The 24,630-nt window shown below is 59.4% G+C and carries 24 protein-coding genes and 1 tRNA gene; 15 read left to right on the top strand and 10 right to left on the bottom strand.

Translation table 11 applies throughout. The annotated features are described in order from the left end of the window. Positions 1–20 precede the first annotated feature (20 nt). Positions 21–608, top strand: a complete 588-nt coding sequence (locus ACVDG9_RS18555; protein WP_447238674.1) for a TetR/AcrR family transcriptional regulator — start codon at positions 21–23, stop codon at positions 606–608. 91 nt (positions 609–699) lie between these two features. Here ACVDG9_RS18555 and ACVDG9_RS18550 read toward each other — a convergent pair whose 3' ends face one another. Next, complete coding sequence (locus ACVDG9_RS18550) at positions 700–1,425, bottom strand: GntR family transcriptional regulator (RefSeq protein WP_022997936.1); 726 nt, start codon at positions 1,423–1,425, stop codon at positions 700–702. Positions 1,426–1,557: 132 nt separating this feature from the next. On the opposite strand from ACVDG9_RS18550, the gene dctP (ACVDG9_RS18545) reads away from it, so the two are divergent. The 6 genes from dctP (ACVDG9_RS18545) to ACVDG9_RS18520 all read left to right on the top strand — a co-directional run bounded on the left by dctP (ACVDG9_RS18545) (position 1,558) and on the right by ACVDG9_RS18520 (position 7,211). Continuing rightward, positions 1,558–2,580: a TRAP transporter substrate-binding protein DctP gene (gene dctP, locus ACVDG9_RS18545; RefSeq protein WP_022997935.1), complete on the top strand. Its 1,023-nt coding sequence runs from the start codon at positions 1,558–1,560 to the stop codon at positions 2,578–2,580. Between the two features lie 157 nt (positions 2,581–2,737). Continuing rightward, positions 2,738–3,259: a TRAP transporter small permease subunit gene (locus tag ACVDG9_RS18540; protein ID WP_447238673.1), complete on the top strand. Its 522-nt coding sequence runs from the start codon at positions 2,738–2,740 to the stop codon at positions 3,257–3,259. Further along, positions 3,249–4,565, top strand: coding sequence for a TRAP transporter large permease (locus ACVDG9_RS18535; protein WP_447238672.1), 1,317 nt, complete (start codon positions 3,249–3,251; stop codon positions 4,563–4,565). Before ACVDG9_RS18540 ends, ACVDG9_RS18535 begins: the two co-directional genes overlap by 11 nt. Positions 4,566–4,575: 10 nt before the next feature. After that, positions 4,576–4,740, top strand: coding sequence for a hypothetical protein (locus tag ACVDG9_RS18530; RefSeq protein ID WP_168684698.1), 165 nt, complete (start codon positions 4,576–4,578; stop codon positions 4,738–4,740). Positions 4,741–4,744: 4 nt separating this feature from the next. Further along, complete coding sequence (gene araD / locus ACVDG9_RS18525; protein ID WP_447238671.1) at positions 4,745–6,478, top strand: L-arabinonate dehydratase; 1,734 nt, start codon at positions 4,745–4,747, stop codon at positions 6,476–6,478. Between the two features lie 7 nt (positions 6,479–6,485). Next, positions 6,486–7,211, top strand: coding sequence for a ribonuclease activity regulator RraA (locus ACVDG9_RS18520; protein WP_152505859.1), 726 nt, complete (start codon positions 6,486–6,488; stop codon positions 7,209–7,211). A gap of 205 nt (positions 7,212–7,416) precedes the next feature. On the opposite strand, the gene ACVDG9_RS18515 is transcribed toward ACVDG9_RS18520, so the two are convergent. The 5 genes from ACVDG9_RS18515 to ACVDG9_RS18495 form a co-directional block, all read right to left on the bottom strand. Then, positions 7,417–9,309, bottom strand: a complete 1,893-nt coding sequence (locus tag ACVDG9_RS18515) for a bifunctional sugar phosphate isomerase/epimerase/4-hydroxyphenylpyruvate dioxygenase family protein (protein ID WP_447238670.1) — start codon at positions 9,307–9,309, stop codon at positions 7,417–7,419. A gap of 17 nt (positions 9,310–9,326) precedes the next feature. Next, complete coding sequence (locus tag ACVDG9_RS18510; RefSeq protein WP_168692422.1) at positions 9,327–10,601, bottom strand: TRAP transporter large permease; 1,275 nt, start codon at positions 10,599–10,601, stop codon at positions 9,327–9,329. Further along, entirely contained in the window at positions 10,598–11,131 is a 534-nt protein-coding gene (locus ACVDG9_RS18505; protein WP_022997926.1) for a TRAP transporter small permease, read from the bottom strand. The genes ACVDG9_RS18510 and ACVDG9_RS18505 overlap by 4 nt, the downstream gene beginning before the upstream one ends. Before the next feature lie 121 nt (positions 11,132–11,252). Next, positions 11,253–12,260, bottom strand: a complete 1,008-nt coding sequence (gene dctP / locus ACVDG9_RS18500; protein WP_031268177.1) for a TRAP transporter substrate-binding protein DctP — start codon at positions 12,258–12,260, stop codon at positions 11,253–11,255. Positions 12,261–12,333: 73 nt separating this feature from the next. Next, entirely contained in the window at positions 12,334–13,242 is a 909-nt protein-coding gene (locus tag ACVDG9_RS18495) for a shikimate dehydrogenase (protein ID WP_370199183.1), read from the bottom strand. A 147-nt stretch (positions 13,243–13,389) separates the two neighbouring features. On the opposite strand from ACVDG9_RS18495, the gene ACVDG9_RS18490 reads away from it, so the two are divergent. From ACVDG9_RS18490 to ACVDG9_RS18475, 4 genes are all read left to right on the top strand, one after another. Then, on the top strand, positions 13,390–14,055 hold the full coding sequence (locus ACVDG9_RS18490; protein ID WP_447238669.1) for a TetR/AcrR family transcriptional regulator: 666 nt from the start codon (positions 13,390–13,392) through the stop codon (positions 14,053–14,055). Positions 14,056–14,200: 145 nt separating this feature from the next. Further along, positions 14,201–14,533, top strand: a complete 333-nt coding sequence (locus ACVDG9_RS18485; protein ID WP_022997921.1) for an ArsR/SmtB family transcription factor — start codon at positions 14,201–14,203, stop codon at positions 14,531–14,533. Beyond that, positions 14,526–15,635 carry a permease gene (locus tag ACVDG9_RS18480; RefSeq protein WP_447238668.1) on the top strand — a complete coding sequence of 370 codons (1,110 nt, stop codon included), beginning with the start codon at positions 14,526–14,528 and terminating at the stop codon, positions 15,633–15,635. The genes ACVDG9_RS18485 and ACVDG9_RS18480 overlap by 8 nt, the downstream gene beginning before the upstream one ends. A 10-nt stretch (positions 15,636–15,645) precedes the next feature. Beyond that, complete coding sequence (locus tag ACVDG9_RS18475; protein WP_447238667.1) at positions 15,646–16,470, top strand: transglutaminase-like domain-containing protein; 825 nt, start codon at positions 15,646–15,648, stop codon at positions 16,468–16,470. 22 nt (positions 16,471–16,492) lie between these two features. On the opposite strand, the gene ACVDG9_RS18470 is transcribed toward ACVDG9_RS18475, so the two are convergent. Next, positions 16,493–17,167 carry a dimethylsulfonioproprionate lyase family protein gene (locus ACVDG9_RS18470; protein WP_031268172.1) on the bottom strand — a complete coding sequence of 225 codons (675 nt, stop codon included), beginning with the start codon at positions 17,165–17,167 and terminating at the stop codon, positions 16,493–16,495. 194 nt (positions 17,168–17,361) lie between these two features. Between ACVDG9_RS18470 and ACVDG9_RS18465 the strand changes: the two genes are divergently transcribed. Next, positions 17,362–18,459 (top strand): NAD(P)/FAD-dependent oxidoreductase, encoded by a 1,098-nt coding sequence (locus ACVDG9_RS18465; protein WP_447238666.1) that lies wholly within the window; start codon positions 17,362–17,364, stop codon positions 18,457–18,459. A 62-nt stretch (positions 18,460–18,521) separates the two neighbouring features. On the opposite strand, the gene ACVDG9_RS18460 is transcribed toward ACVDG9_RS18465, so the two are convergent. After that, positions 18,522–19,022, bottom strand: a complete 501-nt coding sequence (locus ACVDG9_RS18460; protein WP_022997916.1) for a cytochrome b — start codon at positions 19,020–19,022, stop codon at positions 18,522–18,524. A gap of 176 nt (positions 19,023–19,198) precedes the next feature. On the opposite strand from ACVDG9_RS18460, the gene ACVDG9_RS18455 reads away from it, so the two are divergent. Then, positions 19,199–19,786: a GNAT family N-acetyltransferase gene (locus ACVDG9_RS18455; protein ID WP_447238665.1), complete on the top strand. Its 588-nt coding sequence runs from the start codon at positions 19,199–19,201 to the stop codon at positions 19,784–19,786. Between the two features lie 98 nt (positions 19,787–19,884). Here ACVDG9_RS18455 and ACVDG9_RS18450 read toward each other — a convergent pair whose 3' ends face one another. Further along, the gene (locus ACVDG9_RS18450; RefSeq protein ID WP_289808434.1) at positions 19,885–20,631 is read right to left on the bottom strand and encodes an SIMPL domain-containing protein; all 747 of its coding nucleotides are present in this window, start codon (positions 20,629–20,631) and stop codon (positions 19,885–19,887) included. Positions 20,632–20,781: 150 nt separating this feature from the next. After that, a complete protein-coding gene (locus ACVDG9_RS18445; protein WP_447238664.1) occupies positions 20,782–21,849 on the bottom strand; it encodes an AI-2E family transporter in 1,068 nt (355 codons plus the stop codon). Between the two features lie 257 nt (positions 21,850–22,106). Here ACVDG9_RS18445 and ACVDG9_RS18440 point away from each other — a divergent pair. Continuing rightward, positions 22,107–22,183: transfer RNA gene (locus ACVDG9_RS18440), tRNA-Ile, on the top strand. A gap of 228 nt (positions 22,184–22,411) precedes the next feature. Next, positions 22,412–23,974 (top strand): tyrosine-type recombinase/integrase, encoded by a 1,563-nt coding sequence (locus ACVDG9_RS18435; RefSeq protein ID WP_447238663.1) that lies wholly within the window; start codon positions 22,412–22,414, stop codon positions 23,972–23,974. Positions 23,975–24,630 lie beyond the last annotated feature (656 nt).

The following is a 24,630-nucleotide window of genomic DNA, read 5'->3' as shown; positions in this document are numbered from 1 at the left end:
CTGGTGAGTATACTTGATCGATGATCAAACCTGCCGAAACAGCCAGAGAGCGGATCCTGACCGCTGCCAACAAGCTCTTCTATGGGGAGGGAATCCGTGCCGTCAGTCTCGACACGATCGCGGAGAAGGCAGGTATCACCAAGAAGACGGTTTATTACCATTTCAAGAGCAAGGACGACCTGATCGAAGCTTATCTGGCGTCACGAGATCAGCCCAACCTCAATCAGTTCCGGAAGTGGTTTGGGGAAGCCGAAGGTGATCTGCCGGACAAGGTGGAGGCAATCTTCCGCCAGGTAGCGCTTTCTGCAAGGCACCCGAAATGGAAAGGCTGCGGTTTCCTGCGAACGGCGGCGGAACTTGCCAATATGCCCGGGCATCCGGCGATGAAGGTTGGTGCCGGTCACAAGAAGAAATTCGAGGCGTGGATGGCGGAAGAATTCGAGGCTGCAGGTGTCGGCGGAGCGCCGCACCTGGCCCGTCATATCGTGCTGCTTCTGGATGGCGCGTTTTCAACCATCCTGGTTCACCGCGATCCTGCTTATGCCGAAGCTGCAGGAGAGGCGGCGCGGGCACTGGTAGCATCAGCGATGCTCAATCAGGCAGGCTGACGATCAGTTCCGTCCCCATGAAAGCCTGGCTCTGCCAGTCTTGCTGGGTCACTGGGCTTTCACTCGATCTCTTGCCTTGCTGAGCCTCGGCCTAGAAGAACGCAGGATTGCGGGCGACGATCTGATCGACCTGCTGCAACGTGCCTGACAGATGTTCGCGGACAGCGGTTTCCGTGGCCGTTTCGTCACTTGCCTCGATACCAGCCAGGATTAGGCCGTGATATCGCAGGATGCTGGCGGGTTTACCGGGGTCGGGTAGGTTGAGATTGCGCAACCGGTCGATATGGCCGGAGCGCGACGCTACGAGCTGACACAGGCTGGCAAGCCCGACCGCCTTGAACAGCGACAGGTGAAAGCGTTTGTCGAAGGTGGCAAAGAGGCCAAGATCGCCCTCGGCATGTGCCGTTTCCTGAAGCTTGAGGATCTGACGGGCAGGGGCGATGGAGGATTTGTCTTCCTGTCTGGCCAGGGTGCGTGTCACCTCCAACTCCAGCGACAGGCGCAGAAACTGGGTTTCGCGGGCATGGTCGACATCGATCTTGGAGACTTCGGTCTTGGATTGCGGATAGATGGTCAGCAACCCTTCTTCTTCCAGCTTCATCATCGCATCGCGCACAGGGGTCTGGCTGACACCGTAGTGGGTAGCCAGATCCGTCCGCGACAGGCTGAGCCCGGGCTTGAGGTCCAGCGAGATGATCCGCGCGCGCAGCGATTCCTGGATCTGCTGGCTGACGGAGATCCGCCGGATCCTTTCACCGCTGCCGGCGTCTGCCGCCTTGTTCGGGTCGTCCAGCAACCGAGCCAGTTCAACCGTCATCGCTGATCCTCTCATTCAAACGCACGATTCTTCTCGGGAGAAGATAGAACAGACTTGCAAGAAATGCACTAATATATTAATGCATCAGATAGCGGGAGGAGGAGCTCCCCGCGCAATCGAGTGGAGGACACCATGAAATTCACCGCCGCTGCCCTGGCAGCTTCGGTCTCCGTCATCGCAACAATGGCGCAGGCAGAGACCTTCAGCATTCAGACCTCTTTCAATGCAGGGGACTTTTCGACCCAGTATCTGACGGAAACCTGGCTTCCGAAAATCAAGGAAATGACTGATGGCCGTGTCGAGATCCAGCTGACGCCGAACGGATCCGTGGTGCCGGCAAGAGAAACGCCTGATGCTGTCGCAGCCGGCGTTTTGGATGGCGACTTCACCTCCGTGAACTACTTTGCAGGCCGCGAGCCGGCCTACGCCATCATGGGCGACCTCATCTCCGGTTACGACACGCCGCAGCAGATGATCGGTTTCTGCAAGGATGGCGGCGGCGAAGCCGTGATGCAGAAGGCAGCCGATGCCGTGACCGGCGGAGAAGTGCAGGTGGTTGCCTGCGGGCCTTATTCTCGCGAAGCACTGCCGGCCCGCGTGCCGATCCGCACGTTCGAAGATCTGGAAGGCAAGAAGATCCGCTCTCCGGAAGGGCTTGCCGCCGCGGTCTTCCAGGCTGCCGGTGCGTCGCCGGTATCCATTCCTTTCTCCGAAGTCTATGGCGCTCTGGAAAAGGGCATTGTCGATGCAGCAGACGCCTCGGCCTACGTCAACAACGACGCGACCGGTCTGCATGACGTTGCCCCTTACCCGCTTTATCCCGGCATTCACTCCATGCCGTCGATGCAGTTCACCATCAACAAGGCGAAGTGGGATGCCTTGAGCCCGGAAGACCAGAAAGCCCTGCGCGACTGGTGGTACGAAGCCATGTTCGCAATGGCGGCTGAAGTCGACAAGAAGGACCAGGAACTGGCCGCACGAGATGGGGCTGGCGAGAAGATCGAAGTGATCAACTGGGCCCAGGAAGATCGCGACCAACTGCGCGAGATCGCCCGGAAGGAATGGGAGAACTACGCCCAGAAGTCAGACCTTGCCAAGGAAGCGCTTGACGCGAACCTCTCCTACATGACCGAAATCGGTCTCTTCAAAAACTAGGACCCGGCCAGTGACGCGTGCCCTTGCTTTCCACCTTGCAAGGTGAGGGCACGCAGCTTTCTTGCCAAAGCTCCTGCGCGCGCACAGTCTCGATGACCTGGCATTGTGCCCGGCCGGATTCACCTGTCCGCTTCAGGTCTGCATTCAGGGAGAGATGATGAAACGCCTATTCGCGCGTTATGCCGATGTCATGGACAGTGTCAGTGTGTTCATCGGTCATGGCTGTTCCGTGCTGTTTTTCGCCTGTATCGCGGTTTCCGCGCTCGAGGTGGTGATGCGGTACGGGTTCGACAGCCCGACTGTCTGGTCGACGGAACTTGCCATGACGCTCTGTGCTTCGGCCTGGGTGCTTGCCGTTGGTTATGTCACCCAGCGGCACCGCCATATTTCCATCACCATGATCGAAACGCTGGTCAGTCCACGGGTCTGGCGCGTAATGCGCCTGTTGCAGATGGTGATCGCGGCTGGCGCGGTAATTGTCCTGACCATGGCGCTGTGGGATCCGATGCTGAAAGTTCTGAAGCGCACCGAGCACTCGGGAACCGCGCTGAACTCGATTCAGCCGACCTATCTCAAGATCCTGCTTGTTGCTGGTTGCGTTCTCTATCTCCTCCAGCTTGCCGCCAACATCATTCGCTGGTGCCAGCACACCGAAGGGGAGATCGCCGGTGGGCATTGAACTCATTACCCTTCTGATCGTCGTCGCGCTGCTGGCGCTGATGGCGCTGGGCGTTCCGCTCGGCATCACCACACTGACGGTGTCCCTGGCAACGGCGATCCTCTATTTCGGCGAACGTGCCGGTTTCTTCATCGTTGCTGCCAATGTCGGCGAGGTCCTGCACAAGTACGAGCTGATCGCCGTTCCCTTCTTTGTCTTCATGGCCAACGTCCTCGAGCGATCGGGGATCGCACAGTCACTGTTCGACAGCATGGCGATCCTGGGCGGGCGCTTCCGCGGTTCGGTCGCGGTACAGACCTGTGTCGTCGCGGTGGTGCTGGCGGCAATGTCAGGCATCATGGGCGGCGAGATCGTCATGCTCGGCCTGATCGCGCTGCCGCAGATGCTGCGGCTCGGGTATGACCGCAAGCTGTCCATCGGCATCATCTGCGCTGCCGGCGCCTTGGCAACGCTGATTCCGCCCTCGGTCGTTCTGATCGTCTACGGTCTTGCGGCCCAGGTTTCGATCACCAAGCTCTTCGCCGCCTCCGCCGTGCCGGGGCTGATCCTCGCCAGCCTGTTCATCATCTACATCCTGATCCGTGTGCGCTTCAATCCGGCACTGGCACCGATCTACGACATTCCCGAAACCGGTTTGCCGCTGTTCCAGCGCGTCAAATTCCTGAAAGGTGTTGTTCTGCCAGGGGTTCTGATCGGTGCCGTGCTCGGGGTCATTTATTCGGGCATCGCCACCGTCACGGAGGCAGCGGCAGTCGGAGCCGTGGGTGCTCTCGTGGTTGCTGCCGTCCGCAATGAGCTTTCGTGGAAGATGGCACGTGACGCCATGCGGCAGACGGTGCTGACGGTTGGGTCCATCATCTGGCTGGTGCTGGGGGCTGTCTCGCTGATCGGCATCTACAACCGGATCGGCGGCGGCGAATTCCTGCGCGGCCTGCTGACGTCCCTTGATATCGCACCGATCCTGGTCATCGTCGTCATGATGCTGATCGTCATGGTGCTCGGCACGTTCCTGGAATGGATCGCGATCATCTTCATCACCGTACCGATCTTTGCGCCGGTGGTGGTGGATCTCGGCTTTGACCCGGTCTGGTTCGGGGTGCTCTTTGCCATGAACATACAGATCTACTACCTGTCGCCACCTTTCGGGCCAGCCTGTTTCTTCCTGAAATCCGTGGCGCCAAAAGATATCCAGCTGCAGGAAATCTTCGCCGCCGTGCTGCCGTTCATCGCCCTGCAAGCTGTCGGCCTGTTCCTGGTGCTGTTCTTCCCCGATCTGGCCCTCTGGCTGCCAAACCTGCTGGACTGAGGAGGTTGAGATGAAAATCACCGACAAGGATCTCACCCGCCAGGATGAGGATATCGCACCGGGAGAATTCGCGGACGAAGAACGCCGCGACGACCGGTTCGGCAACTGGCCGGAGGTTGCCGGTCTCGTCTTCACCCTCATCGTCATCTGGCTGACCTTTGCCTTCACCGGATAAAATCATGACGCACAAAGCCCCAAAAGACTTACGTTCCGCGCGCTGGTTCGCTCCTGACGATCTGCGCAGCTTCGGTCATCGCTCGCGGATGATGCAGCTCGGCTACTCGGAAGAGGACTTCCGGGACAAGCCGGTCATTGGCGTGCTCAACACATGGTCGGAGCTGAACACCTGTCATTCCCACTTCAAGGAGCGGGTGCAGGACGTGAAGCGCGGCGTCTTCCAGGCGGGAGGCTTTCCCGTCGAGATGCCGTCGCTCTCGGTCGACGAAAGCTTCACCAAGCCAACCTCGATGCTCTACCGCAACATGCTGGCCATGGAGACGGAGGAGATGATCCGTTCTCACCCGCTGGACGGCGTGGTGCTGATGGGAGGCTGTGACAAAACCACACCCGGTCTTGTCATGGGGGCGATCTCGGCAAGTGTTCCGATGGTCTATCTGCCGGCAGGCCCGATGTTGCGTGGCAACTACGCCGGCAAGATCCTGGGGTCGGGGTCCGATGCCTGGAAATACTGGGACGAGCGCCGGGCCGGCAACATTGCCGACGATGAATGGCTCGGGATCCAGGGTGGTATCGCCCGCTCGGCCGGCACCTGCATGACCATGGGGACGGCTTCGACCATGACGGCCATTGCCGATGCAATGGGGCTGACCCTTCCGGGCGCATCTTCCATTCCGGCGGTTGATGCGGGCCATCAACGCATGGGAGCCGATTGTGGTCGGCGCATCGTTGAGATGGTCTGGGAAGACCTGACACCGGATCGGATCATCACGGATGCCGCCTGCCGGAACGCCGCTGTCGTTGCGATGGCCACCGGCTGTTCCACCAATGCGGTCGTCCACCTTATCGCGATGGCGCGCCGGGCCGGTGTGGAGCTGTCGCTCGACGATCTGGACGCCCTTGGCCGGGTGACACCGCTGATCGCCAATGTGCGACCTTCCGGCAGGGACTACCTGATGGAGGATTTCTTCTATGCGGGCGGCCTGCGCGCGCTGATGAAACAGATCGAGGACCGGCTGGATCTCACTGCGCTGACCATCACCGGCAAGACGCTCGGTGAAAACCTGGAAGGCGCGGTCGTCTATAACGACGATGTCATCCGACCTCTCTCCAACCCGGTGTACCAGGAAGGTTCGCTCGCTGTTCTGCGCGGGAACCTCTGCCCTGACGGTGCCGTGATCAAGCCGGCGGCCTGCGATCCGAAGTTCCATTTCCACGAAGGGCCGGCCCTGGTCTTCGACAGCTACCCTGAAATGAAGGCGGCCATCGATGACGAGACCCTGGAGGTCACGCCGGACCACGTCCTGGTGCTCCGCAATGCCGGGCCCCAGGGCGGGCCGGGATTTCCCGAATGGGGCATGCTGCCGATCCCCAAGGCGCTGATCAAGCAGGGCCATCGCGACATGCTGCGGATCTCCGATGCGCGCATGTCCGGCACCTCCTATGGTGCCTGCGTGCTGCATGTCGCGCCGGAAAGCTATGTCGGCGGACCGCTGGCGCTGCTGAAGACCGGTGACATCGTCCGGCTGGATCTCGCCAACCGCCGCCTCGACATGCTGGTGGAGGAGGTGGAACTGGAGGCCCGCAGGGCCGCCTGGCAGGCCCCCGTGCCACGGTTTGAGCGCGGCTACGGTTATCTCTTCCAGCGACACGTCACCCAGGCCGACAAGGGCTGCGACTTCGACTTCCTGCAATCCGACTTCGGCCGTACCGCCGGCGAACCCGATATCTACTGAGGACATCATGAGCGACTACACACTTTCCGACGACACCCGCGCGAAACTGAAAAAGGTCTCGACGGCTTCCGTCGCGACGGCGCTCTACAAGCGCGGCCTGCGCAACCAGTTCATTCAGGGTGTGGTGCCGGTAGCTCCGAAAGACGAAAACATGGTCGGTCAGGCTTTCACGCTGCGCTACATCCCGGCTCGGGAAGACCGCAATCCGATCACGGTTTTTCGCAATCCGGACCATCCGCAGCGGGTTGCGATGGAAACCTGCCCGCCAGGCCACGTTCTGGTGATGGATGCGCGCAAGGATGCGCGCGCGGCAACGGCCGGTTCCATCCTGATCACCCGGCTGGCGCTACGCGGCGCGGCCGGTGTTGTCTCCGACGGTGGTTTCCGGGACGCGGAAGGTATCGGCGCACTCGACATGCCCGCCTATTACGCCAAGCCGTCAGCTCCGACCAACCTGACCCTGCATGAGGCGCTGGACATCAACGTGCCGATATCCTGCGGCGATGCTCCGGTCTTCCCCGGGGACGTTCTGGTCGGCGACAAGGATGGCGTCATGGTGATCCCTGCACATCTGGCCGACGAGCTTGCCGACGAATGCACCGGCATGGAGAGCTTTGAGGATTTCGTGCTGGAGGAAGTGAAGGCCGGAACGCCGATCATCGGTCTCTATCCGCCGACGAAGGAAGAGAACGTGCAGAAATACGAAGCCTGGCGACAGAAAACCGGGCGGTAGGGGGGCGTATGCTCTAACCAACCCAAAACCTCATCCTGAGGAGCCGCAATGCGGCGTCTCGAAGGATGGGCGGCACATTCCGAGCGAGCAGCCCATCCTTCGAGACAGCGCTGAAGCGCTTCCTCAGGATGAGGTTGCGTGTGTGGGGCTGCGGAGTTCGATTGAACATACCCCCAATCAGCCCCGCGTTCCTCCCGAGGCAAGCCTACCTTGCCGGCATGCCCTTCGCGCGGAAATGGCGTTTCTGGGCGGCGATGCGGAACTGGGCGTTGGCGGCGCCATAGCCCTTGTAGCCGCCGCGGCGTTCGACAATCTCGAAGAAGAAGCCTTCGCCGTAGGTCGGGCTGTACAGCTGGAAATATTCGCCGTTCTCGTCTCGGTCATAGAGAATGCCCGAGTTTTTCAGGTCGTTGAGGAAGTCTTCTTCCAGCCCGAAACGGGCATCCAGATCGTCGTAGTAGTTGGGAGATATCACCAGCGGCGTGAAGCCGTTGGCTTGCAGTGCCTTCACCGTCTTGAAGATGTCGGCGGTTTCGAAGGCAATATGCTGCACACCCGATCCGAAACCTTCCGAGATGAAATGCCCGGCTAGGGTCCTTCGGTTCTCCGCCCCGTTGAGCGTGATCCGCAGGCTGCCGTCATCATTTTCGATGGCCTGGCTGCGGACGAGGCCTGCCGGGTCGATGACATCCACCATGGCAGTCTTCTCCGTGTCGAAGATCGACCGGTAAAACAGAAGCCAGGTAAGCATCTCGTCATAGTTCATCGTCTCGGCGAGGTGGTCGATGCGGAAAAGGCCGGCATCACCTGTTGCCCCACCGTGACCAACCGGTTCGAACTCGATTTCCCACACCCGTGACAGATCCTTGCTGTCGTCGACGAAATGAATGACGCTGCCGCCGAGAGCGCGGATCGCTGGGATCTTCAATTCGCCCGGACCGACTGGCTGTTCGAAGGTTTTGGCCCCCAGGGTCTCTGCACGGGCAACAGTTGCCGAAGCGTCTGCAACCTTAAGGCCGATGTCACAGACATTGGTGCCATGCGAGATGTAGGACGCATGAGCGAAGCCGCGCGGGTCGGTGTTGATGACGATGTTGATGCCGCCTTGCCGCCAGAGTTCGACCTCCTTGGAAACGTGCTTGCCGGCCTTTTGGAAGCCGAGCGTCGTCAGCATGGCCGACAAGTCGTTTGCTTCCTTGCGGTCGGCGGCAAATTCAACGAACTCGATGCCTGCAACCGGTACCCTGTCGGGCATTTCTGGAACGGGGATCCGGATGCCGGGTTCGGTTCGCCGGACCTGGTCCATCAGGTAGAGCAGGGAGCGGTAGCCATCGACCGCAATGGATTTCGGCGAACCGCCACGGAACTGGTCGTTGAAGATCTCCAGCGACAGCACGCCGTCATAACCTGTTGCCGCAACGGCCCGCATGAAGCCGGTCACGTCCAGATCGCCTTCGCCTGGCATGTTGCGGAAATGGCGGCTCCAGTAGAGCAGGTCCATGTTGAAGTTCGGCGCGTCGGCCAGCTGGACGAAGAAGATCTTGTCGCCGGGAATGGCCCGGATCGAATCCGGGTCTATCTTGCGCGACAGGGTGTGGAAGGAATCCAGGATCAGGCCCACGTTGGGGTGGTCGGCCCTGCGCACGATTTCCCAGGCATCGCGGTGATCGTAGACGAAACGGCCCCAGGCGAGGGCCTCATAGCCGATGCGGATACCGCTCCTGGCGGCAAGGTCACCCAGCTCTGCAAGATCATCGGCGGCACGATCTATGCCACCAAGCGCGATGGGAGATACGTTGGAGCATATCAGCACAAGATCCGCGCCCATTTCCTGCATGAGGTCGAACTTGCGTTCGGCGCGGGCGAAGGTTCTGCTGCGCTGCGGCTCGGGCATGCCTTCAAAGTCGCGGAAAGGCTGAAACAGTGAGATCTCCAGGCCATGGTCGCGGACCATCTGGCCGACATCCTTCGGACTGCGGTCAAACGCCAGGAAGTCGTTTTCGAAGATCTCGACGCCATCGAAGCCGGCAGCCGCGATTGCGCTGAGCTTTTCGGCTAGGTCGCCTGCGATGGAGACTGTGGCGATGGCGGTTTTCATGGGGACCTTCCGTGGGTTCAGTAGCCCATTATGCGGGGCAGCCAGATGACCGTTTCCGGTACAAATGTGAGGAGGAGCAGCACCAGCACTTCAACGAAGAAGAATGGCAGTATGGCCATGGTCAGCCGAGCCATGCCGACCTGGGCGATGCCTTCGGCGACGAACAGACAAAGGCCGAGTGGCGGGGTGATCAGGCCGATCATCAGGTTGAAGATGACAAGGATGCCGAAGTGGACCGGGTCCACGCCCATGCCGACCGCAATCGGATGCAAGATGGGTACCAGCACCAGCATGGCGGCGATGCCTTCCAGAAACAGTCCGACGAACAGGAACAGGAGAATGGTGGCAATCAGGAACGTGGTCTTGCTGTCCACATTCAACAGCACCCAGTCGGTCAGCATGTTCGGAACGCGGTTGTAGGTCAGCAGCCAGTTGGCGGCAGAGACCGCAGCAATGATGATCAGGATGACCGCGCTGTCGCGCATGGCTTCGGAGAAAAGTCGTGGCAGGGAAGACAGCTTGATGTTTCGATAGACGAAGATGCCGAGGAAAAGCGCATAGGCGACAGCGAAACTTGCCGCCTCTGTCGGTGTGACGACGCCGAGCAGGATGGAGCCGACCACGAACACCGGCATCAGCAATGGCAGTATCCCGCCGAGAATGGCCTTGCTGGCCGGTTCCGCGGTCAGCCCTATTGCCTGATCGCCGTGATCGACCTTCACGGTCAGCATTACGAAGACGGAGAGGAAAATCGCCAGCAGAATGCCCGGGACGATGCCGGCAAGAAACAGCGCCGGCACCGAAACGCCGGAGACGATCAGCGCGTAGATGATCACCGGAATGGATGGCGGAATGATGGGCCCGATCACGGAGGAGGCCGCCGTCAATGCAGCAGCGAAGGGGCGGGAGTAGCCGTGTTTTTCCATCTCCGGAATGAAGACCCGGCCGATGGCGGATGTGTCGGCAACCGCAGACCCGGAAAGACCGGCGAAGATCACCGATGCCCAGATGTTGACGAGCGCCAGTCCGGCGCGCAGCCGGCCGACCAGCACATTGGCGAAGGCGATGATGCGGCTTGTGATGCCGCTTTCGTTCATGACCTCGCCTGCCAGCACGAACAACGGAATGGCAAGCAGGGGGAAGGAGTTCATGCCCTTGAACATTTCCGTTGCGACCACGCGCAGGGAATAGGGTGCTTCGCCATAGCCCATGAACACCAGCAAGGCTGCAATGATGGCAAGAGCGATTGGAACGCCGGTGGCGAGCCCGATGAGAAGGATTGCGTAGATCATGCCTGCACCGCCTTGATGGCCGAGATGCGTTCAAAGAACTTGAGAGCGGCGGCCACGGCCAGCAATGCGCCGCCGATGGCGATCGCATACTGCCAGGTGCCGACCTTGGCGACCCAGACCAGCGAGTCGATGCCTGTGGTTTCCGCAAGCCAGTTGCCGGCTGATTTCAGGCCCGAAGCGTCAAGGTTGCCTCGGCGAACGGCGAAGGCATGTCCGGAGAAGGCGAGGGCAACACCGGTTGCGAAACTGACCAGGTCGACGGCCGCGAAGAGTTTTTCACGAACGGAGACGGAGAGAAAATCGGTCAGCACCGTGAAGCGGATGTGCCTGTCCTGCAGATAGGCAAGCGCGAGACCGAACATGACACCGTAGATGGTCAGATAGATCGGCAGTTCCTCGCCCCAGGATACCGACTGACCGACCGTGTAGCGGCGGAGCGAATTGACGAAGATGATGGCAAAGACGAGGGCCATCGACAGGCCGGCTCCGAGCGCAAAGAGGCGCCGGGCAAATTCATTGACCGTTTTCATGTTCCAGGTCCTGCTTGTTCAGCTTTTGGCTATTCAACTGACTTTGATTGAACAGCCAAAAGCTGATCTTTTCCAACATTCCAGAACCCCGGGCGGCAAACCGCCCGGGGTCTTGACCGGATTACTGGCTCGCAGCAGCAACGGATTCCTGCAGGCGGTCGATCCAGACCGCATCTTCACCCAGTTCGCCGCGCAGATATTCAACAACCGCCGGCTGTGCCTTTTCGGCAAAGGCTGCGATTTCGTCAGCGGTCGGAGAATAGACCTGCATGCCTTCTGCCTGAACCTTGTTGACGCCTTCAGCCGTGCTCCACTGCTGGATGGAACGGCCCATGTTGCCGGCAATGCGCGCCGCACGGGCAACCACGGCCTGCTGGGCCGGAGTGAGCGACTGGTAGAACTCGTCGGAGATCAGGATGAAGTCGGCGGCGTAGACGTGGCCGTCGAGGGTCATGTATTTCTGCAGCTTGTGCAGGCCGTTGTTGTAGATCACGCCGACCGGGTTTTCCTGGCCGTCAACGACACCGGTGGAAAGCGCGTTGGGCAGTTCGGTCCAGGCGATCGGGGTCGGCTCACCGCCGAGGCCTTTCACCATTTCCACGTAAAGCGGAATCGGCTGTACACGGAACTTCAGGCCTTCCATGTCCGCAGGCGTCCGGATCTCGCGAGTGCCGTTGGTGAAGTTCCTGAAGCCGGTTTCGCCATAAGCCAGCGTGCGCAGGCCGGTCTGTGCAAGGCAGTGTTCGGCAAGTGCATCACCGAAGTCACCATCCAGCACGTCCCAGGCAATGGTTGCCGAAGAGAAGGTGTAGGGAATGTCCAGAACGGACGCGGCCGGGCAAGCCTTGGACATGGCGCCGGACACCAGGACGACCTGGGTCAGGTTGTCCTGGGCCTGGGCGACCAGCTCGTCTTCGTTGCCCAGCGCACCGGCCGGGAACAGTTCCACCGTCAGATCGGTTTCGCCTTCAACGATGTTCTTGAAGATATGAGCGGCAGCACCTTTCTTGGAGGCGGTCCATTCGTCCGGGTCGACATGGGCCAGACGGATAGTCTGAGCCTGGGCCGCGGCGGCGAGGCCGACTGTGAGAAGGGCAGTAGCTGCCAGGGATGAGAATTTGAAACGCATGACTTCCTCCCGTTTGCGTAACATTTTCAAAATGACCATTTCCGCTTTCGTGATGATGCGAAACCGGAAGGGGTTAAGCGTCCGCGGTCTCCCGCGGCATTTCGTCGAAGGCGTCGAACGTCGCCTTCATTCGGACCGGATCGGCACGCCGACCGGTAAAGAGTTCAAAGGCCCGTACAGCCTGGAACACCGCCATGCCTGACCCGGGCAGCACCCGGCAGCCGAGCCTTCTCGCGCCAGCCAGGAGTTCCGTTTCGAGCGGGAAATAGACGATGTCCGCAACCCACATGTCGGGCTTGAGCAGCGCGAGCGGGAACGGTGTTCCTGGTGTCTTGGCCATGCCGACCGGGCTTGCGTTGACGATGCCAGACAGGTTGGCGCAGCTTGCAGCATCAACGGTCGTGACCGGTTCCACGGTCAGTCCCTGACGATTTGAGCGGACCTGCCGGGCAAGTTGCTCCACGCGCACGGTGTCGACGTCGAAGATCTTCAGGTGCTGGACACCGCAATCCGCCAGCGCGTGGGCAACTGCAACGCCGGCTCCACCAGCGCCGATGAGAAGCACCGTCTTCAGGGACACGCCGATCATGTTCTGGCGAAAACTCTCGGCAAATCCCCACAGGTCGGTGTTGTGGCCAATGCGCTTTCCATTCCGGAACACGATGGTGTTGACCGAGCCGACAGCCGCCGCGTTGGGCGATAGCTGGTCCAGCAGCGGGATCACTTCCATCTTGAACGGGTAGGTCACGTTGAGACCGTTGAAACCAGTCACTTCGGCCGCGTGCACAATAGCTTTCAGGTTCTGTTCGTTCTCGGGAAGCGTATCGACATCGATAATGCGATAGACGCCGCGCAGACTCTGTGCTGCTGCTTCGGCCATGTGCATTTCCGGCGTCCTGGAACGGGCAATACCCCTTCCGATCAGGCCGGCCAGTACGATGTTGCTTGCTGCTTCCACCCAGGTTCCTCCCAGAAACCTCATTTGGCAGCCCCGTTTTCGGGGTCTGTATGGCTGGAGATCGCATCTCCTGATTTTCAAAATGTACTAACCAGTTAATTCAGTCAAGAGAAATGTACTGTCCGGTTAATTTAGGCTGGTAACCCGGTCCGGGCTGGTTTAGAAAAAGGCATGTCGATCAATGAGTCTGAACTGCCGGATAAAAATTCTTCACGGGGTCGCTGGAAGCAGGACCCGGAGGGAGTGCGTGCGAATATCCTGGCCGTCGCCCTGGAGGAATTCTCCGCGAACGGTCTTTCCGGTGCCCGCATGGATGAAATCGCGGCCAAGACGCGCTCATCCAAGCGCATGATCTATTATTATTTCGGCGACAAGGAGAGCCTCTACCTCAAGGCTCTGGAAGCGGCCTACAAGAAGGTACGCAAAGGCGAAGAACAGCTGGAGCTGAACCATTTGCCGCCAAGGGACGCACTGTCGAGGCTTGTGGCCTTCACTTTCGATCATCATCGCGAAAGCCCTGCGTTCATCCGTCTGGTCATGATCGAAAACATTCATCATGGCCGCTATCTCGAGCAGTCGGACGAGATCAAAAGCCTGAACGAAGCGGCGATTTCCCAAATTGCCGGCATTTATGCAAAAGGGGTGGCCGAAGGCGTCTTCCGCGATGGCCTGACGCCTTTGAGGATCCATTGGCTGATCTCGGCCATGAGCTTTTTCAACGTCTCCAATGCAACGACCTTCTCCATGCTGTTCGGTCCGGAATTGCAGTCGGCATCCGGTCAGGTTTCCCTCAAGGGCGATGTCTGCGAAACGGTAATGCGTTTCGTAGCTGCCTGATGTTCGAGCGCCAGCAAGGCTCTTCTTCTGTACCCACCTTCTAGTTTCCTCCCCCGGATCCGGAGGCTGCTCAGCCTGTGGCGGCAATTGACAGCGCTAAAAAAACTATATAACTAGAAATATAGTTATATTAAATGAGGCGCAGATGGATCTGGAAATTGCAGCGCAAGGGTTTGCGGCACTGGGCTCGGAAGCCCGGTTGCAGGTGGTGTTGACCCTGGTGAAAGCCGGGCAGGGTGGTTTGACGGTCGGCGATATTCAGACCCGCACGGGCATGCCTGCGTCAACGCTTGCGCATCATCTGAAGTTTCTCGCCTCGGCAGGCCTGGTGTCCCAGGAAAAGGACGGCCGCTCGGTCATCAACCGGGCAGCGTATGGCCATCTGGAAAACCTTGCCGGTTACATCCTGAAAGAGTGCTGCGTGGACGAAAAGGGTTGTGAGTGCCCATCCCCGCAAAAGGAGCCCGCCGATGTCTGATGCGATGAACAACCTTCAGCCGAGTGGCGGCGGCGCAAGCTGTTGCGCTCCGAAGACCGCCTGCTGCAGCACGCCGGCTTCGAAATGGTCTCTGAAGTCTCTCGCCGTTTCGAAATACCTTCTGTCGACCTGGACGATTGTCGTCGGCGGTCCGTTACTGGTGCTGTTGCTGGACCAGCCGCACTTCGTCGCTTTCGTAACCTTCGCACTCTCCGCCTTCGCGGGAACATTGCCGTATATTGCTTTTGCCGTTGCTTTGATCGCCTGGCTCAAGGCGGCCGGCGCAGAGGCGTTTGTCGGGCGTGCGTTCGAGGGACGCGAGACACAGGCAATCTTTCTCGCAGCCCTGTTTGGTGGTCTTGCACCGTTCTGTTCCTGTGAAGTCATCCCGTTCATTGCCGGTCTTCTGGCGGTTGGTGCGCCGTTGTCAGCCATCATGGCGTTCTGGCTGTCCTCTCCCTTGATTGACCCGCCGACATTGCTGATCACTGCCGGTGCTCTGGGATGGCCCTTTGCCGTCGGCAAGGCGGTCTTTGCGGTGGCGCTGGGTCTTCTCGGCGGTTTTTCCGTCGCGCTTGCGCTGCGTAGCGGCTTTCTGGCCAATCCGGTGAAAATCGGGGCGGCGACCGGTGGCTGCGGCTGTGGCGCTTCTGCGAAGACAGGGCGGCCGGTCTGGCAAATCTGGAAAGAGACTGAGCGCACCGACAAGTTCCGGATCGAACTGAAAGCCAATGCACTGTTTCTGATCAAGTGGCTGGCACTGGCGTATGTGCTGGAAGCAGCTCTCGTCACCTATGTCCCCGCAGACCTGATTGCGCAGGCTGTTGGCGGCGACGGGCTGGGGGCAATTCTTCTGTCCGCATTGATCGGCATGCCTGCCTATCTCAACAGCTACGTGGCACCGCCACTTCTGGCTGGTCTGATGGACCAGGGGATGAGCGCCGGGGCCGCGATGGCGTTCATGATTGCAGGCGCTGTCAGCTCGATCCCGGCAATGGCTGCCGTCTGGTCACTGGTCAGGCCGCAGGTCTTTGCCGCTTACATCGGTCTGGGATTTGCGGGTGCGGTGCTGTCCGGTCTTGTTTTCCAGCTGATCTTTTGAGGGAGTGACAATGCGTACGAACGTTTCTGTCACGGTCAGATCGGATGAGGCTCGCCACAAGCTGCTGGTGCCGGTCGGCTTGCCGACGCCACACCAGATGCCGGTCGGTTTCGAGATCAAGGGCGGAAAGCTGGGCCTGGCCGGAGAAATCACTACCGGCCAGATGGTGGCCGTGGTGTCGGTGGAACCCGGGGCAGACGTTGTGGTGAATTACGAATACCGCGACGAAGGGCCGGGCTATCCTGATGCAGTGTTTGCGCCACTGCGCAACCGTTTTACCCGGGCAGCTCAAGATCTCGTCTATGATGCGATCAACATTGCCGACAGTCAGCCCGACGGTCACGCTGCCATTCAGGCGCTCGTCAACGCGGCGGCCGAAAAGTTCCGCTATGCCCATCCTCAGGTTCGTTTCAACGAGGGGTGTGAAGAAGTGCCCTATCTGTCGTGCGGGCTGACCGAAGGGTCCTGCGTCGACATCAACACCTACCTGATCGCCAGCCTGCGTGCCGCCGGCTTCGAAGCCGGTTACGTGACCGGATACTTTTTCCCGCAAGAAAAGAACGGCAGCTGCGACGACATGCACTGCTGGGTGGTGACACGGCATCAGGGTGTGGTGCTGGAGTGGGACATTGCCCATCACCTGAAGATGGGCACACGAGAGATCTGTTGCGGTCTCAACCCGAAGCCGGGTGACCGGGTCGCGCTGGCCCATTCCATGGGGCTGACATTTCCCGAACTGGGGATCTTCTGCGAAAAACTGATTGCAGAGCCCGTCTGGCTTTCGCCGGACGGGCTGGAAAAGGCGGAGATCACGATCCGACGGGATATCGTCTGACGTCGCCAGGGGAGGAGGTCTCTCACCCCTTCTTGCGGCTGAAGACCATCTTCTGGTTGGCGAGGCGTTCCGGCGGGCCGATCCAGGCCCAGGCCAGAAGTGCCGGCTCCAGTTTGGACACGGTGATCCGGTGCATATGCTCCGGCGGGTTGAAGATCATCGACCCGGGGGCATAGACCCCCTGGTGATTTTCCGAAACCGCTCCTGAAACGCAGATATAGCTTTCCGATATGCCACTGTGCGCGTGGGCCGGATATGTACAGCCCGGTGCGAACAGGACCAGGCCCAGAATGACGTCCGTCGTCAGAACCGGTCCGTTCGGTCCGCAGATTTCCGCGTAGGCATACGTCTTGTCGAGGCCGCGCGGCACTTTCTCGTAGCCATACTGCCAGATGAGATGGTCCCGGACACTTTCGATGGCGCGCACCAGCGGAGCGGTTCGCTCCTGCTTGCCCTCGTCAAGGGCACGCCGGAGATGTGCCGTCACGGGTTTGTGGGCCGGGGCATCGAAGCGCATTTCCGGATCGGATTTCAACACCCGCCCAATTGCCTCGCGCACCGCGCGCTGATGTGCCCGGATCTTGTCGCTGCCACCGGACGAGAGGAACCGGTAGGCCTCGTAAAATTCCCGCAAAAGATAGCCCCAATCCGGGAACTCGGCGAGGCGGCGGCTAGCCAGAGGCTGTTCTTCCGACATGTTATTTTCCAGCACGGCTTGTCCTCCCGCACCCTGATCACGATCGGCCTGAGCCTATCGGAACGGAGCGTAGCGGCTTCTCTCTTTACGGCAACCGAAAATACATAACCGTCATGCGCGGTTTGCGTCAGAACGTCTCTTGCGCTCGCCGGACAGGCAGATAATCTGGCCCTCCATTCCGCAGGACAGAATTCATGACAGTTGTGATTGTTGGAGCCGGTGTTTCCGGACTTTCCACCGCTTGGGCCCTGACAAAACGAGGTGTGCTCGTCACGCTTCTGGAACAGGGGCCAATCCCCAACCCGCTTTCGGCATCCGGTGACCAGCACCGTATCATCCGCCGGGCCTATGGCGGCCAGGGCGGCTATCAGCGCCGCATCGGCGATGCTTACGCGGCATGGGACGAGATGTGGGACGACCTCGGTGAGAAGCACCTCGCCGAAACGGGATTCATGCTGTTGTCGCAGGAACCGGGCGATGGCGGCGAGGTCTATCGGGACGGTCTGGTCGAGGGCGGTTATCCGTTCGAGGACCTGACACCGGAAGAAACGGCGAAACGGTTTCCCTTCGTTGATCCGGCGACGATCCGTTATGGCGCTGTCAGCGACGAGGGCGGCGTTCTGCTGTGCCAGAAAATTGCCGCCGGAGTGCGCGACTGGCTGATCGCCAAGGGAGCTGATGTGCGCGAAAACGCACAGGTGACTGCCGTCGACACATCCGCGGGCACGGTGACCCTTGCCGATGGCAGCACGGTCTCCGGAGAGCATGTGATCGTGACGGCCGGTGCCTGGACGCTGGGGCTCTTCCCGAAGCTGGACATCAGCCTGACGACTTACCGGACCGCGGTTGTCTACCTGACGCCGCCTGAAGATCTGCGCGAGGCCTGGGAACGATCGCCGGCGATTCTCGATCCGGGCGGGCCGATCGACGGTTACATCCTGCCTCCGGTCGCCGGAACCGGCCTCAAGTTCGGGGCGGGTATTCACAAGTACAAGGCTCCGCCGAACCAGGATCGGATACCGGTTGCAGGCGAAGGCGAGACCCTGCGCGACTATTTCTCTCCGCCGTTCGGCCGGATCAAGGAATACCGCGTCGATGACGTCGTCACCTGTGCCTACACCTTCACCTCAGACGAGCATTTCTTCGCAATAAGCGAAGGCAAGACCACTGTCGTCTCGGCCTGTTCCGGACATGGCTACAAGTTTGGTGCCGTCGTGGGGCAGAAACTGGCGGAAGGCTTTACCGGCAACGACATGGACGCTGCGCGCGTGTGGCTGGAAGCACGCGATTAAGTCATCTGGCGTAAAAAAGAAGGCTCCGGCTTGCGAGATTGCCGGAGCCTTTTCTGTTTCGGCTAGTGCCGGGAAGATACCATCCGCATCATGATGCCATCCTTCAGGGCAATATGATGGTAGAGCGCTCCCAGCACATGCAGTGCGATCAGCACGATGAAGAACGGCTTGCTTAATTCGTGGATTTCTTCCGCAGTGTGGATGCCGCCGTACCAGGCCAGAAGTCCGGTGATCGGTGCCAGCAACATGAGCAGATAGAGCAGGCCGTGGACACCCCTGGCGGCCAGTTCCTGGGCTCTTGAAGTGGGGAGCGGGGCAGGGACGCCGAATTTTGCCCGCACCAGAAGACGGATGACAGTCAAGGCCAGAACGGCAATGCCAACCCAGATGTGGGCATTGGCCAGAAAGGCGGTTGCCGCATCCGGCACGCCGCCGTCGCGCAGCACGTGCTTCAGATCGCCCATGCTTTCGCCGAAGATCAGCTGAAACAGGATCAGGGCGGCGATCACCCAATGCAGAATGATATGGATCGGGCTGTAGGACGCTGGCTGTGTCGTGGACATGGCGCGCTTTGGCTCCTCGCAAAGAAAAGAAATGCCAAATATTAGTGCCATGCCAGGGCAGGCAGAGGTATCGGGGATTTGTACTATTTGGTAACAGGTCCAGGCGGTTTTGCGACAATTGAAACAAACGGACCTGTGCCCAGCGGTCAGGCGGTTTTTGAAGGACGGGAGGCATCATGCCAGCTGAGATCAGAACGCTGACGGGCGAGGAGTTGACAGCTGCGCTGAACGATCTTGCGCGCCTGAGGATATCCGTCTTCCGCAGCTGGCCATATCTCTATGAGGGGTCTCTGGAGTACGAAGCCGGATACCTGCAACGCTATGCCCGGACGGAGGGCGCGGTGATTGTCGGTGCATATGACGGCAGCCGGCTGGTTGGCGCGGCGACAGGTGAGCCGCTCGGTGCCGAACTGGAGGCTTTCAAGACCCCTTTCCTCAAGCAAGGACTGGATCCGGAGAACGTCTTCTACATGGCCGAATCCGTTCTGGATCCTGCCTACCGTGGCCAGGGCATCGGCCATCGCTTTTTTGACGAGCGCGAAGCGCACGCCAGGCGGCTCGGTTTCGGTGAAGCAGCCTTCTGTGCGATGATCCGCCCGGACACGCACCCGCTGAAGCCGGTAGACTACGCCCCGCTCGATCCGTTCTGGCGCAAGCGCGGTTACGAAAAGCTGGAGGGTGTCGTCGTGACGTTTCCCTGGCGCGATGTCGGCGAGAACGAAGAAACCGACAAGCCGATGCAGGTTTGGCACCGGAACCTGTGAGGGAACCCGGCAGCCCGCTGACCGGTGAACGAAGATTTGGACAAAAGAAAACCGGGGCCTGGAAACCAGGCCCCGGTTTTTTTGTTTCCGGCGCGTGGTTACTTCAGCGTCCAGCGGATGGTGACATTCGCGCTGATGGTTTCCTCGCCCGCCTCGATCGGCACATCGGCGGATTTGGCCATCATCATGCCCTCGGCGCGCATCATGTACGGGCGCGGCATTTCGGTGCCGGTTTCCGTGATGTCGGCAATGGCGCCGAGATCGACACCGGCAGCGGCAGCAAAGATGCCTGCCTTGTGCCGAGCGTCCTCGACGGCCTTCTTGCGGGCTTCATCCAGTATCTCGTCGGCATTGCTGACTTCAAAGCGGATGGAATCGACCGAGTTTGCACCGCTTTCGACGACAAGCGTCAACAGCCCGCCAAGTTTGGCCAGATCGCGGATCTTGACTTCAACGCCGTTGCGAACCTCATAACCGGCAATATCCGGCTGGCTGCTGGAGTTCTTGGAGTGATCGTAGCGCGGGTAGATGCCGAACCCCTTGGTCTGGATGTCCTTGGCTTCGATGCCGTTTGCTTTCACCGCTTCAATGACCTTGGCGATTGCGGCGCTGTTTTCAGCAAGAACGTCGGCAGTGGATTTGCCGGTGGTGACGACGCTTGCGGAAATGACGGCCATGTCGGGGGCAACGGAAACTGCACCGCGGCCCTGCATGGTGATCGTGCCGGCCGGTGCCGGGGAATCCTGCGCGACAGCCGGTGCGGCACTCACGAGCGCGGCACTGAGGCCAGCGGCCAGAACAGCCTTGCGCAGCAGGGAGACGGAGGGAAAAAGAGGGGCATTCATATGAACTTATCCTTGATGGAAACAGTTTGTTCGATGGCCGGACACTCGCTTGTGATTGCGGCAGCGTAATGACGGTTGTGTTCATCTGCCGTTCATCGGCAAAACCCGGCAGATGTCCTCGAAGGTCGTTTGAAAATCTTTCCCGGAGGCCTAACCCGTGCTGCCGGTCTTGCCCGACAGGCCGCCGACCTCGCCGGTCTGCGACAACAGAATCGCAATCGGCCTGGAACCTTCGAAACGGGCGCAGACGATCACGATCATCACCGTCAGCGGGACGCACAGAACCATGCCGACAACACCCCAGATCGCCCCCCAGAAGGCCAGCGACAACATGATGACAAGGCCTGACAGATTCAGGTTGGATCCCATCAGGCGCGGTTCGACCAGATTGCCGATGGTGAACTGGATGAGGCCGAGGCCCGTCGCAATCGCGATGAAGGGACCCAGCGTGTCGTAATAGACCACCGCCAGGAGGCTGGGAAAGATCACCCCGATCAGCGAACCGATGGTTGGAATGTAGTTGAGCAGAAAGGCAATGAAGCCGAACAAGGCCGCGTATGGCAGGCCAATGGCGATCAGAACGAGGCTGGTCAAAACGCCCGTGGCAACGGAGACGGCGGTCTTGATCGAGAAATAATGCATGATCGAGCGGTTGATCTCGGCCCGCATGGCAAACGCGGCTTCCGCCCGCTCGGGCGAAGGAAACAGGCGTTCGAACTTGCGGTCGAATGTCGACTGCTCGAGCACCAGGAACAGGACATAGATGAACACAAGACTGGCCGACCCGGCCAGCGTCGTCACCAGGCTCGCTCCCGCGGTCACCATGCGCGGTACGATGGAATCGGGCAGAAGGTCCTTCAACTCGATCGGATCATTAAGGTGCAGTTGGGTGGATGCCTGGGTGAAGAGTTCTTCCAGCCGCCGCTGATAGGTTGGTGCGTCCAGTGCAAGCTGGGTGAGATTGACGGTCACGATGTCGAGCACCACGGTGCCGGCAAAGAAGATCGTCAGCAGTGCCAGTGAAAACGACACCAAACGGGGCAGGCGCCAGCGGCCAAGCGGAATATGCGCAAAGACATGTGCCAGCGAGTTGATCATGTACCAGACGATCAGCGCGATCACGAACGGCAGGATGAGGGACCGCCCGACCACCAGCAGCCAGCCGATCATGCACACAAGCAGGACACTCAGCGTGGCGGTGAGAAGCGGTGATCGCATGGTGGCTCCGGCGGGCGAGTTTGGCTGGTCTGTTCCCCGGGCGACTCGTCAAAGGCCCGGCTGCCTCATTTAGACCCGATGGCGCAGGCGAACGGAACCGCTTTTTCCATCAAGGCGATCCAGACCTCCTGAGAAACGCTTCCACCGCGCCAGTTTCCCAACCTTTTTCACCCTGCCGTTGCAAAGCACTTGCCCCGGAGATTGGCCATGGTATAGGGAACCAGACGCAGGGCCTTGCAAAGGCTTCGCCCTGCCGTGGGCCTGTAGCTCAATTGGTTAGAGCCGTCCGCTCATAACGGATTGGTTGGGGGTTCGAGTCCCTCCGGGCCCACCATTCTCCTTAAGCTTTTGATTTCATTGATAAAAATTCAGTTCGAAGCCAGTTTGTACACCGGAACGTACTCTTGAACGTACACACGGGATGTTCGAACTGATGTATCTCTGGCGCCGTCCGACGGGTTTCTGTTTTCAACTACGGGTTCCAAAAAAATATCAGGTTTACCTAGGATCAACACCTCTCCGGGTATGGCTTGGTCCGATCGACAGGCGGAGCGCGTCCCAAATGGCTACAGTCCTTGCGGCTGAGGCGTTCCAGAGCATGGGGCGGGGCATGGATAGGAAAGCGCTGGAAGACAGCCTGAAGGCCTTGGGTGAGGAACTAGCGCAATTCGAGGGACGGCGACGCCGGGCGGGGTTGAAGGCGTCGCAACTCCGGAACGAGGTTGAGCACGCTCTTATTGATCCGGACAATCCGGGACCATTGGATCTGTCGAAATTCAAGCTCTCTCAGGACCTTGAATTCGCGCTTCAGTCTGCCGACAAGGAAGAGGCGGTTAAAAACGCATACACGGCAACTCTGGACCGTCTGAATCTCCTCAAGGGTGTTCTTGAAAAGGACCAAATCGCTGTGGAGGCCGAAAAGGTCGGTCTTCACAGCGCTCTCCGGACGTTTGCCTCGGTAAGTATGACACCAGTGGCACCGCAGCCGGTGCACCATGATCCACAATCCACTTGCGAGATGCCTGCTGCAAAACTGAATGCGCGAGAAATCACCGAGGATTCGCTTTTGAGTGTTGCTGCTCAAGTTGTTCTCTCTGCCCGTCGTGAGGCGAAAGGCGAGGATGCCGGTCCGGATCGTTACCAAGAGCGGTTGGAAGCGTCCCTGGCCGCATTCATAGACGTCATCGGAGACCTTCCGCTCAAGCAATATCTTCCGATTCACATACAGGACTTTGCCACCATTCTGGCTCAGGTGCCTTTGAACCGGTCGAAATATCCCGAGTTTAAAGGGTTGTCTCTCCGAAAAATCGTCGAAAAAAACGGCAAGCGAAAACCTCCGCTTCCGCATCTTGCGACGACCACGATTCAAGGTTCGATTTCGGATTTTTTAAGCCTTTGGAGCCGTGCGACGGCTGGTGTAGGCGGGGTGAAAGATCTGAAGGCATATCGTATTACCATGCCGTCGGCCGCGGCAAAAAGTACTGTGCGTGAAGGGCTTCCTGTTGAGCATCTGAACAAATGGATATCGGCCGCGGCGGAGCAAAGGCCGCGAGACGCCCACAAACGTTGGTTGCCTCTTGTTGCTATGCTGACCGGCATGCGACTGGGTGAAATCGTTTGGCTGCAAGTGTCAGACATAGTTGAGCAGGACGGACATACGATTATCGATTTGCGCAAACCGCTAATCATCCATCGCAAGGAAGTCGCACGGCGTCTAAAGACGCCGGATTCCAGCCCAAGGATTGTCGCCCTGCCGCCTTCGCTGATCGAATCCGGATTTGTCGATTATGCACGAGAAGTGCGAAAGAAGGGGTGGGTATTTTCTGCATTTCATACAGCGGGCGATCCCGCCGATGCCGCATCCAAGCAAATGATAAACTGGATGTCCAAGCTCGGGATTCACGAGCGCCAGCGGCAAACATTCCATAGTCTCCGCCACAACGCGAAATACTGGTATGATTTTCATTTGGGAAAGCGAATATCCGATCGGCAACTTGGCCACACACCGTCAGAGGTTGGGGGGAAATACGGTTTTCAGGTTCTTCAACCTGAGGAAATCGAGCGTGTCGCAGAGATGCCGATTCCGCGTGGGCTCGACTTAACGCCATTCCTCTCCGGGAAATAAGACTGTCTTCAGACATTGCACGACGACGTCGGCAATGGGGCCGATTTGGGACTGGTGGCTTCGGTGTTCGAAATAAGTAAAGCGGGCACTCACGGCGATAGGTACTATGGAGAATTTCAACCGGTATCGCCGCTACTCAGGATCATGTTGTTTTCGTAATCGATTAGGAACATCGCGTCCCGTATTCCAGCGGAACCGGGAACGAGAGGCTGCCGACAGGAAGGAACAAGGTCGGTCGTGATGGAGATACAGTGGCGCACATAGACTGCGAAACCCCGGCCGTATGTGCCGTCGGCCTAGCCGCCAACGTCGAAGTATTTCGTCTGCCAGCTACGCACTGATTTCCAAACTGGCTCTCAGTTGGAGCAATATCGCAAACAGGGGTCAAGTCTCTATGACTGTAACGAAAGGCACCCGCTCTCTCCTGACCAGCTTGGGTCCCAGACCCTTGAAAAATGCTGAGACTTCTGATGAACCTGCCAACCAGCCTCATCTCGATACAGTTCGAAGAGGAAAAAAGACGTGGTGTCACAAGGCAACTGGTGCGACAAGACAAATTTGACGACCGGTTCTGTCGTCGTTGGCGCAACAAGTCTTTCCATCAGCGTTGTCCGGACAAGACCGGACACCACCGCCGAAACTCCGGCGCCGACTTG

This window comes from Roseibium sp. RP-7 (assembly GCF_053005225.1).
This window is presented reverse-complemented; position numbering and strand designations above follow the sequence as displayed.